This is a genomic window from Amycolatopsis echigonensis, from assembly GCF_014174495.1.
Lineage (GTDB): Bacteria > Actinomycetota > Actinomycetes > Mycobacteriales > Pseudonocardiaceae > Amycolatopsis > Amycolatopsis echigonensis.
In genome coordinates this window covers 1-9734 of sequence record NZ_JACJHR010000155.1, presented here as the reverse complement: position 1 = coordinate 9734, position 9734 = coordinate 1, and the positions used below count along the sequence as shown (strand labels likewise).

At 70.6% G+C, this 9734-nt stretch carries 10 protein-coding genes; 3 read left to right on the top strand and 7 right to left on the bottom strand.

Features of this window, described 5'->3' with window-relative positions; genetic code table 11:
* The 3 genes from H5411_RS44875 to H5411_RS44865 form a co-directional block, all read right to left on the bottom strand.
* A partial coding sequence (locus tag H5411_RS44875; protein ID WP_183127832.1) for an alcohol dehydrogenase catalytic domain-containing protein occupies positions 1 to 222 on the bottom strand: 222 nt, incomplete at its 3' end.
* A gap of 82 nt (positions 223 to 304) precedes the next feature.
* Positions 305 to 766, bottom strand: a complete 462-nt coding sequence (locus tag H5411_RS44870) for a DUF6098 family protein (RefSeq protein ID WP_183127830.1) — start codon at positions 764 to 766, stop codon at positions 305 to 307.
* 40 nt (positions 767 to 806) lie between these two features.
* Positions 807 to 2273, bottom strand: a complete 1467-nt coding sequence (locus H5411_RS44865; protein WP_183127828.1) for an aminotransferase class I/II-fold pyridoxal phosphate-dependent enzyme — start codon at positions 2271 to 2273, stop codon at positions 807 to 809.
* A 110-nt stretch (positions 2274 to 2383) separates the two neighbouring features.
* On the opposite strand from H5411_RS44865, the gene H5411_RS44860 reads away from it, so the two are divergent.
* Positions 2384 to 2548: a hypothetical protein gene (locus H5411_RS44860; RefSeq protein WP_183127826.1), complete on the top strand. Its 165-nt coding sequence runs from the start codon at positions 2384 to 2386 to the stop codon at positions 2546 to 2548.
* A 407-nt stretch (positions 2549 to 2955) separates the two neighbouring features.
* Here the strand turns inward: H5411_RS44860 and H5411_RS44855 are convergent, their stop codons facing one another.
* On the bottom strand, positions 2956 to 3435 hold the full coding sequence (locus tag H5411_RS44855) for a hemerythrin domain-containing protein (RefSeq protein ID WP_183127824.1): 480 nt from the start codon (positions 3433 to 3435) through the stop codon (positions 2956 to 2958).
* 156 nt (positions 3436 to 3591) lie between these two features.
* Between H5411_RS44855 and H5411_RS44850 the strand changes: the two genes are divergently transcribed.
* Positions 3592 to 4686 (top strand): carboxylate-amine ligase, encoded by a 1095-nt coding sequence (locus H5411_RS44850; protein WP_312878751.1) that lies wholly within the window; start codon positions 3592 to 3594, stop codon positions 4684 to 4686.
* A gap of 52 nt (positions 4687 to 4738) precedes the next feature.
* On the opposite strand, the gene H5411_RS44845 is transcribed toward H5411_RS44850, so the two are convergent.
* The 3 genes from H5411_RS44845 to H5411_RS44835 form a co-directional block, all read right to left on the bottom strand.
* Positions 4739 to 5554 carry a DUF1206 domain-containing protein gene (locus tag H5411_RS44845; protein WP_246370443.1) on the bottom strand — a complete coding sequence of 272 codons (816 nt, stop codon included), beginning with the start codon at positions 5552 to 5554 and terminating at the stop codon, positions 4739 to 4741.
* A 369-nt stretch (positions 5555 to 5923) separates the two neighbouring features.
* A complete protein-coding gene (locus tag H5411_RS44840) occupies positions 5924 to 6790 on the bottom strand; it encodes a manganese catalase (protein ID WP_183127820.1) in 867 nt (288 codons plus the stop codon).
* A gap of 99 nt (positions 6791 to 6889) precedes the next feature.
* Entirely contained in the window at positions 6890 to 8377 is a 1488-nt protein-coding gene (locus tag H5411_RS44835) for an FAD-dependent oxidoreductase (RefSeq protein ID WP_183127818.1), read from the bottom strand.
* 327 nt (positions 8378 to 8704) lie between these two features.
* Here H5411_RS44835 and H5411_RS44830 point away from each other — a divergent pair, with 327 nt between their 5' ends.
* Positions 8705 to 9631, top strand: coding sequence for a DNA topoisomerase IB (locus tag H5411_RS44830; RefSeq protein WP_183127817.1), 927 nt, complete (start codon positions 8705 to 8707; stop codon positions 9629 to 9631).
* Positions 9632 to 9734: the final 103 nt, after the last annotated feature.

Below are 9734 nucleotides of genomic sequence, written 5' to 3'. Positions count from 1 at the left end.
GCTCGCGGTCCGGGCCGGTTGTTCGACGACACCGGCGATTTCGAGCCCGGGGATGTCGTCCGGCCAGCCCGGCGGGGCGGGGTACGTCCCTCGGGCCTGCTGCAGGTCCGCCGCGTTCAATCCGGCCGCGCGGATCCGGACCACGACCTGGTCGCCGTCCGCGGCCGGGTCGGGCGCCTCGCCGAGTTCGAACCCGCCGTCCCTGATTTTCACCGCGCGCATCTGCGTTCCCCCGCTGCCTCGAGCTTCTCGGCCGTGCCCGGACGACGGTAGCAACCTGGGCCGGGCGGAACGCCGGATCCCGTCACGACTGCCGGTCCATCGACCCCCAGTCCGCCGGGGCTTCCCGCTCGACCAGCCGCCGCGCTTCGTGCATCACCGCGTCCTCGATCCACGCCAGCGGTTCGGCGTCCACGACCAACGGTTCGTTGTCCGGACCCCGGGCGATTTCCCTGCCCCGCAACAGCCACGGACGCACGCCGGGGCCGCCGCGTTCGCGCAGGTGCTGGTAGTCGTGCAGGCGCCGGGCCAGCCATAGCCGCAGCGACCGTCCGCGCCACCACGGCTGCCGGGCCAGGGAGTTCGCCGACAGCCCGGGCAGCGGCATCCCGGTGAGCCCGTCGCGGCTTTCCTCGCCGGAGCACAGATCCGCGTCCGGGCCGCGCGACCACCGCACGTACAGGTCTTCCTCGCCGGCCCGGCGGAACGCCGAGACCAGTTCTTCGAGGTCGCGCACGACGGGCAGCCGGTTGTCCCATTCCGTCATGGGCCGGGGATTACCCGCGTCCGCCGGAGGCAATCCCGGCTCAGCGTGCGACGACCCGCACACTGCGCAGCAGCGGATCCACCGGGTCGGGCATGAACATTCCCGCGGCCACGCCGCTCCGCAGGTAGTCGAGCACCGGGCGGGTCAGCACTTCGCCGGGCAGCACGGCCGGGACGCCCGGCGGGTACGGGCTCACCGTTTCGGCGGCGATCCGTCCCGCCGCCTCCTCGACCGGGACCTGTTCGGCCCGACCGAAAAACGCGTCGCGCGGCAGCTGCGCCTGGTCGGGTTCCAGGTCTTCGGGCGCGGGGAGGTCGACCGGTTTGGCGCGGGGAAGCTCGCCGGCGTGGTCGGACAGCGCTTGCAGCGCCTCGACCAGCCGGGCGGCGGTGTCCTCGTCGTCGCCGACGGTCAGCTGGGCGGCGATCCGGCGATGGTCGGAGAGCCCGGCGTCGACTCGCTGGTGTTCCCGCAGCCAGTGGTTCGCGTCGTAGCCGGAGCACCCGAGTTCGGACACGTCGATCAGCAGCTTCAGCGGATCCCGGGCGTCCGCGCGGCCGGGGCCGAGGAGTTCGGCGTCTCCCAGCACGGTGATCCCGGCGATTCCGGCCAGCCGCTTCCGGGTGTCCTCGGCCAGCTGCAGCACGGTGTCCACCAGACCTTCTCCGTGCTCGACCATCTGCCTGCGCCAACCGTCGAGCCCGGCGTAGATCAGCGACGACGGGCTGGTCGTGTCGAGCAGATCGGCGCGCATGGCGAGCACGTCCGCGTCGACCAGGTCGCCGCGCAGGTGGTAGACCGAGCCCTGTTCGAGGCCCGCGCCCATCTTGTGCACGCTCGTCACGCACAGGTCGGCGCCCGCGTCCATCGCCCACGCCGGCAGGTCCGGGTGGAACGGGAAATGCGCGCCCCAGGCCTCGTCGACGATCAGCGGCACCCCGCGCTCGTGGCAGATCCGCGCGACGCCGCGGATGTCCGCGCAGCAGCCGTAGTCGGTCGGCGTGATCAGCAGCATTCCCTTCGCCGCCGGGTGTTCCGCGAAGGCCGCCTCGGTTTCCTCCGGGCCGGGCGGATGGGCGAAGTGCCGGTCGCGGTCCCAGCGCGGGGACACCCAGACCGGCCGGATGCCGCTCAGGATGAGCCCGGCCACCACGGATTTGTGCGCGTTGCGGGAAATGAGCAGCTCTTCGCCGGGGCCCGCGACCGACAGCATCGCGGATTTGACCGACAGCGAACTGCCGCAGGTCGAGAAGAACGCGCGATCCGCGCGCACCGCGTCCGCCATGAGGTCTTCGGCCTTGGCCAGCACGCCGCGGTTGAGCGCCCGGTCGTCCAGGCCGTTCATCAGGATGATGTCCGAGGCGAACACGTCGCGGCCGACGATCTCCGCCAGCCTCGGGTCTACGCCGCGGCCCTGTTTGTGTCCGGGCGGGAGGAACGACACGTGTCCGGACGCGCGGAACCGCCGGATCGCTTCGAGCACAGGTGCGCGGGAATGATCGGCCACGCGAGCCGCATACCCAGCGGGGCAGATCTCAAACCCCGGCCCGTTTCAGGGGGCTCGAAAGGGGTAGTCCGAGGTGGTCTTCACCCGGAGACGGAGGAATCATGACTCAGATGACCGAAGAACCGAAGCCGGTCGGCAGTTCCCTCGCGACGCCGCGTCGCACGTGGATCGGCGACCACGACCCGACGGACCAGAACTGGCAGGAGGTCGGCGACGAGATCCAGCTGGCCGCCCAGCGGGCCGGAAGGACGTGGCAGCAGCCGGAAACCGACTGAAGCGAACCCCGGAAGCAGACGACGGCGGAAAGGTCCCGGGCGGGCAGGGTTGCCTGAACGTCCACCGGCTTTCGCCGTCGTCGCCTTGTGCGGGCTCCCGTCCTCCGTCGCCGCTTCGCCCTCGGCAGTCGAGTCGTCGCGGCTCAGCCTGCTGCGGGCCGATGCCCGGACGTGGTTGCCCGCCGACTGGCCGAAATCGACGGACTCTTCGGTCTGCGGTTCCGGCGGCACGGATGGGCCCGGGTGCAAAGCCGCTCCGGGGCTCCAGTCCTTTGTGGACGCAGCGCGGATCTGCCCGGCCACCGCGCTCGGAGGCGTTCGCGGGTCCCGCGTCGAGTGCGGAACCGGGACAATCGCCGCCAGGCGCCCGCGCCCGGCGAACCGACTCGACTGTCCCGGAACCGCGATCAGGCTTGGGCGCTCTGCAGTTTCAGCGGATTCTTCGGCGCGTCCGGCCGCGCGTCGATCATCCGCTGCCCCAGTTCCCGCAACTGCTTGCGGCCCATCGCCGAGCGGACCTCCGGGAACCACTCGTCCTCTTCCTCCTCGACGTGGTGGCGGACATTTTCCGTCAGCACCGTCACCTTCGCGGCGAAAGTTTCGTCCTCCGGATTCAAGTCGACCAGTTCCGAGAGCATCCACACGACGAGGTGATGTTCTTCGACGCTCTCCAGGACGTGGTCCTTGGTCTCCGGCACGGCTTCCTTCGCCGCCGGGTAGAAGATCTCTTCTTCGAGGTAGGCGTGGACGGTCAGCTCTTCGATGATCGAGTCGACGATGCGACGCTTTTTCCGGTGGGCCTTGTCCCCCGCCTTTTCGAACTCCTTGAACAACTTCTCCACCGTCTTGTGGTCGTTCTTGAGCAATACGATCGCGTCGGTCGACATCGGCGTCCTCACAGTGCGGTCCGGGCACGGGCGGCGCGGGACAGGCCGCCCGGCGTTTCCTGGCCGGCGGACTACCCTTTTCCCAGCCGGGAAAACGTCGTTTGCGCGCGGAGCGGTCCGGGTACTCCGATGCCCCCGGACCACAGGAGAAGACCGGTGAACGATCAGACCGGCGACGAGCTGACCTTCGGCATCGAGGAGGAGTTCTTCGTCGTCGACCGGGACGGACACCTGGCCCGGGCGGACGAAGTCGTCGACAACGCCGCGGAAACGGGCAGCGACGACGGAGAGCTGCAGCACGAACTCACCCGGTCGCAGGCGGAGATCGCCACCGACGTCTGCCGGACCCGCGACGAGGCGCTGCGGCGGCTGCGCGAACTGCGCGAGGACTTGGCCGGGGCCGCGCGGCGACGCGACTGCCGCCTGTTGCCCGCGGGCTCGCCGCCGCTGCCGGAGGAGGGCTTGCCCGGGGTCACCCCGAGTCCGCGCTACGAGCGGATCGGCGAGCATTTCGGCGCGACCGCGCGGACGTCGCTGACCTGCGGCTGTCACGTGCACGTCGCGATCCCGGACAAGGAGACCGGCGTCCAGGTGCTCGGGCGGGTCCGGCCGTGGCTGCCGCCGCTGCTGACCGTGACCGCGAATTCCGCCGTCGCCGACGGTTACGACACCGGTTACCGCAGCTGGCGCTACCAGCAATGGAGCCGGTGGCCCTCGGCCGGGCCGCCGCCGCGGTTCGCGTCGTTCGACGAGTACGAAAGCGTCGTCGACGCGTGGCTGCGCTCGGGCGCGATCCTCGACCGCGGGATGGTCTACTGGGACGTCCGGCTCTCCGAGAAACAGCCGACCATCGAGTTCCGCATCGGCGACGTAGCCGCGACGCCGGAGGAAGCGGTCTTGCTCGGCGTGCTGGCGCGTGGGCTGGTCGCCACCGCGCTGGCGGACGAGGACCCGCCGCCGGACCTGCCGAACGAGGTGCTGCGCGCCCAGCTTTGGCGCGCGTCGCGGGACGGCATCAGCGGCTGTTGCCCGCACCCGCGCAGCGGCGACCTGGCTCCGGCGAAGGCGGTGCTCGCGGATCTGATCGAGCTGACCGAGCCCGCGCTGGAATCGGCCGGGGACCTGGAATTCGCCCAGGAAGCCACGGCGCGGCTGTGCGCGGAGGGCAGCGGCGCGGACCGGCAACGGCGGAGGTTCGCCGAGCGGGGACGGGGCGAGGACGTCGTGGACCTGCTCGCGGGAACCCCTTGACCGCAGGCGGTTCAGGCAGGGCCTTGGCGGGCACCCCACCACCTGCCCCGCGTTAGCGCCGGTGCGCCCACGCCGCCGCGAGACAATAAACGCCGAACGCCGCCAAACCACACGCCACCACCGCCAACAACACCGCACCGAACGGCTGGGCAGCGAGAGTCTTGAGGCTGGCATCCAACCCGCCCGCCCGGCTCGCGTCGGCGCGGAACCCGGCGTAGCCCAGCAGAAACGCGGTCAGCGCGAAGACAACGGCCTTGGCCAGGTACCCGGTCGAGCCCAGGCGGCCGACCCAACGGCGGGTTTTGCCGGGCAATCCGCCGAGATCGAGGTCTTCGAGGAAGGTCTGCTTCACGCCCTTGACCCCAGCGGCGATGGCGACACCAAGCACCACCGCGGCGACGACCACGACGAGTGCTCGGCCCGCGGGCAATTGCAGCAGCTTCGCGGTGAACTCCTGCTGAGTCTGATCGCTCGAACCGCCCCCGCCGTCGCCCGCGGCGAGACGGAAGGCGGTGCCGCCTATGGCGAGCACGACGATCCCCCGCGCAGCGGCACCGAGCCGTTTGCGCGTCCGCTGCCCGCCGCTGGTCCAGGTGTATCCGGTCGCGGCCATCAGGAACTGCCACAGTCCGAACGCGACCAGACCGGCCGCGAGCACCCACAGCAGAACCTGCCCGAACGCCGTCGACCCGACCTCCTGCAGGGCGCCCTTCTGGTCAGGCTGTCCGCCGGCGCCGACCGCGACCCGCGCGGCGAGGTAGGCCAGGATGAGGTGGACGAGCGCGTAACAGACCATCCCCGCCCGGCCGAGAAGCTGGGCGGTGTCGGTCTTTTCGCCTCGGGCGACCTTGTCAGCGATCCGGTGCATGAGGCACGGATACCCGCCGTGGCACCCGTTCCACTGGTCCAGGTGGCGCAATCCGCCGCCCCGGTGAGCCCGGACTCACGGAGGGTGAGTCATCGGCTGCCTCGGCCCCTCCCCGCCCGTGCTGTGCGCGACCGAACGGGCATACCACGGCCAAACTCAACGGCGGCGCTGCGGTATCCGGCACCGCGCATCGACGGCGGGCCTGACCGTACGCGCCGGAAAACTTGCAGACGGCGGCTCGAGCAGGCGAGCAGCCACTGGTCCTTTGTGGACGGCCGAGTCGCGGAAGCGGGCGTTTCCTGGCGCAAGACTGCCTACGACATGCCGGAACCCCGGGCGCGATCGGCCCGGGGCTCCCGCGACTCGTCGTCACTTGGCCTTGTTCTTCGCTTCTTTCGCTTTCCCCTTCAGCGAGCCGACGGCGTTCTGCGTGGGCGAGTACGTCCCGTACAGCGCCGGGTCCGGCTTCGGAGCGGTGCCGGGACCGCCGAGCGGTTTCGGATCGGTGAGGTATTCGATGCCTTCCCCGCCGAAGCTCCAGCCCGCCTTGGCCCCGTCCGGGCCGTCCGACAGGTGCCAGACCGTGTTGTTGTGCTCCTGGTTTTCCTCGTCGAACAACGCGGTCGGCGCGATGTCGCTTTCCAGGCCGTCGGCCTTGAGCTCCTCGATCGCGGCCAGCCACTGCTTCTGGTGCACGGTGTCGCGCGCGAGGTTGAACTGCAGCATCGCCTTCACGCCGGGATCGTCGGTCATCTGGTACAGCCGCGCGGTCTGCAGCCTGCCCTGTGCCTCGGCCGCCGCGTTCGCGCGGAAGTCGGCGAGGAGATTGCCGGAGGCGACGATGTACTTGCCGTTCCACGGCGTGCCGTTCGAGTCGGCGGGCAGCGCGCCGCCGCCGGCCACGATCGCCTGCTGCGGATCCATCCCGCCGAGCACCGCCGCCATCACCGGGTCCTTCACCGCTTCCGCGGTCGCGGTGGCCGGCGCGCCCTCCAGCAGCCGCGCGACCATCGTGGCGAGCATTTCGACGTGCCCGATCTCCTCGGTCGCGGTGTCCATGATCAGGTCCTTGTACTTGCCCTCGATGCGGCAGTTCCAGCCCTGGAACAGGTACTGCATGGTCACCGTCATCTCGCCGAACGCGCCGCCGATCAGCTCCTGGAGCTTGTGCGCGTACACCGGGTCGGGCTTCTCGGGCTTCGCCTCGAACTGCAGCAGCTTGGTGTGTCGGAACATCAGCGTCCTCTCCCGGGGATCCGAGCCGGGCGCGTGCCCGGCAAGTCCGGCAGGAGTGCCCGCGATCAGCTGTCCTACACGCGGCGATCCGGTTCCTTTTCAGGGATTCCGGCGGGGCAACGGCTCGGTGGCGGGACCTTCGAGAACGGCGCCGTCGACATCGAACCGCGAACCGTGGCACGGGCAGTCCCAGCTGCGTTCGGCGGCGTTGAACCGCACGAAGCAGCCGAGATGCGTGCAGCGCATGGACACCGCGTGCAATGTGCCTTCGCGGTCTCGGTAAACGCCCTTGCGGCCGCGCCCGTCCGGCAGCACCTTCGCCTGGTCCACCGCGATGTCCTCGGTGCTCTTCGCGTCGACCTGGGCGAGACGGTCGCCGACGAAGTCCTTCGCCACCTTCGCGTTCTGCTGCACCAGCTTCGACGCCGACCGCAGCGAGATCCGTTGCGGGGAAAAGAGATTCCGATGCGGGTTGGCCGAACCGGTGATCCCGTCGGCGACCACGGCCGCCGCGACGGTGCCCATCGCCAGCCCCCATTTGCCGAAGCCCGTCTCGACCCACAGTTTCCGGGCGCCGGGGAAGTACGGCCCGGCGATCGGAATGCTGTCGTAGGCCTTCGGGTCCTGGGCGGACCACCGGTGCGTGACCTCGTCGAGGTCGAAGTGGCGTGCCGCGAACTCGCCCAGTTCGGTGTACCGCGCGAAGTCGACCGGGTCGCCCGCCGGATGGCCTTGGCCGCCGAGGATCAGCCGATCCTCGTAGGAGGCGAAAGACCACAGTGGACTCCCGGCGCTGATCGCCAGCTCCTGCGGCGGCTTGCCGGACTTCAGGGTCGCGGCCACGCAATACGACCGCTGTACCTCCAGCCGGGGGAAGAACAGCCCGCGGTCCAGCATCGGGTAATGCGTGGCGACGACGACGTTCTCGGCGTCGAGCGCGCCGCCGTCGGTCGTGATGCGATACGGCGGCGCCGCACTGACCTGCCGCACCCGGCTCTCCTCGAATACGCGGCCTCCCTCGGCCTCGACGGCGTCTGCGAGCCCGCGCACGTAGTCGGCCGGATGGAGCGCGAGCTGTTCAGGCAGCCGCACCGCGCCGTGCACCGGGACCGGCACGTCGAGCGTGGTCGTCCATTCGACCGGCAGACCGGCCTGCTTCGCGGCTTCGTACTCGGCTCGGACGGTGTCCACCTCGTCGGCATCCATCGCGAACGTCGCGGCTGGCAGCCTCCGGAGCCCGCAGCTGATCGGCTCGGTCAGCTCAGCCACCAGTTCGACGCCGGCCAGCGCCGCATCCGCATAGGCCGTCGCGGTGGCGGCGCCGTGCTCACGGAGGAGTGTCGAGTACACAGTGGACTGCAGGGCGGTGACCTTGGCGGTGTTGTTGCCGCTCGCCCCTTCCGCGACGCGCCCCGATTCGAGGACGGCCACGTTCACGCCACGGCGGGCGAGCAACAACGCGGTGGTCATCCCGGCGATGCCGCCGCCGATGACGGCGACTTCGGCGCGTCCCCGCCCGCTCAGCGAGGAGCGGCTGGTCGCCGAGGCGGTCGCGAGCCACAGGGACTGGTCTGCGGTGGTGGTCATCAGAGGCTCCTCGTCGGCGGCACGCTCGTTCCTCCGGCCAGGCCGGGCCGCGGGGTGCGCCGCGCAACGGCAGAAGTCATGCCCGAGCCCTCCCTGGTTCGCCCGCGCCGGGACCGGCACGGAGTTACCCGGATAACCGGCGAGGCACCGGGCAAAACCTGAGCAGGCGCGAACCGATGTCCGGCGCGCAACCGGTGTCCGGATTCCGGTTTGAACCGGGCCGGCGCGGGCAACCGCGAGCATGCGGTTACGGCGGAGCGAGCTGTCCTCGCCAGGCGGCAGCGCCGGGGCCGCGGTTTCCGGTACCTCGCGCCGGACGGCTCCCCGGTGACCGATCCGGAGGTCCTCGAGCGCATCCACGACCTGGTCATCCCGCCCGCGTGGCGGCGGGTGTGGATCTGCCCGCACCCCACCGGGCACATCCAGGCCGTCGGGACCGATGACGCGGGCCGCCGCCAGTACCTGTACCACCCCGAATGGCGCCGGGCGCGCGACGAGGAGAAACACGATCGGGTGCTCGCGCTGGCCGGCGAGCTGCCGAGCGTCCGGGCCGCCATCCGGCAGGACCTGTGCCGACGGGGCCTCGATCGGCTGCGGGTCTCGGCAGCCGTGCTCCGGATGATCGACCGGGGCGTGTTCCGCAGCGGCGGCGAGGAGTACGCCGAAACCAACGGCTCCCACGGCGCGACCACGCTGCTGCGCGAACACGTGAAAATCAGCGGCGACGAGCTGACCTTCTGTTACCCCGCCAAAAGCGGCCTCGTCCGGTCGCTGACCCTGCGCGACGGCGAACTCGCAGCCGTCCTCAACTCGCTCCGCCGCTGTCGCACCGGCACCTCGCGCCTGTTCGTCTACCGCACCGGCAACGGCTGGCACGAACTGCACGCCAGCGACGTCAACGAACGGTTCAAGGAACTCGCCGGCGAGGAGTTCACCGTCAAGGACCTGCGCACCTGGCACGCGACGGTGCTCGCCGCGGTCTCCCTGGCCGCCCAGGAAGTGCCGGCGTCGCAGCGCGGGAAGGCGAGGGCCGAGACCGCTGCGATGAAGGAGGTCGCGGAAGAACTCGGCAACACGCCTGCTGTCGCCCGGCGCTCGTACGTCGATCCACGCGTGCTGCGGGAGTTCGAGCGCCGCACCACGATCCGCCGCGCGCTGCGCAAGGCCGACGCGGACGGGCTCGCGGAGGAGGAGCTGCGGGAGCGGATCGAGAAAGCGGTGATCCGGCTGCTGCGGCGAGCCTCCCGCACGTGACCCCGGCGGTGTGACATGAGGATTTGCCTCTTAAATCATACGTATCACTAATGGTATGTTGCGCGCAGGACCGCCCGCGGGCGGCCGACCCCGTTCGCCCACC

Coding starts and splice junctions, on each gene's coding strand:
- H5411_RS44845 (WP_246370443.1), bottom strand. CDS start 5,554: ATGCACCGGATCGCTGACAAGGTCGCCCGAGGCGAAAAGACCGACACC.
- H5411_RS44855 (WP_183127824.1), bottom strand. CDS start 3,435: ATGTCGACCGACGCGATCGTATTGCTCAAGAACGACCACAAGACGGTG.
- H5411_RS44860 (WP_183127826.1), top strand. CDS start 2,384: ATGACCGAAGAACCGAAGCCGGTCGGCAGTTCCCTCGCGACGCCGCGT.
- H5411_RS44840 (WP_183127820.1), bottom strand. CDS start 6,790: ATGTTCCGACACACCAAGCTGCTGCAGTTCGAGGCGAAGCCCGAGAAG.
- H5411_RS44835 (WP_183127818.1), bottom strand. CDS start 8,377: ATGACCACCACCGCAGACCAGTCCCTGTGGCTCGCGACCGCCTCGGCG.
- H5411_RS44870 (WP_183127830.1), bottom strand. CDS start 766: ATGACGGAATGGGACAACCGGCTGCCCGTCGTGCGCGACCTCGAAGAA.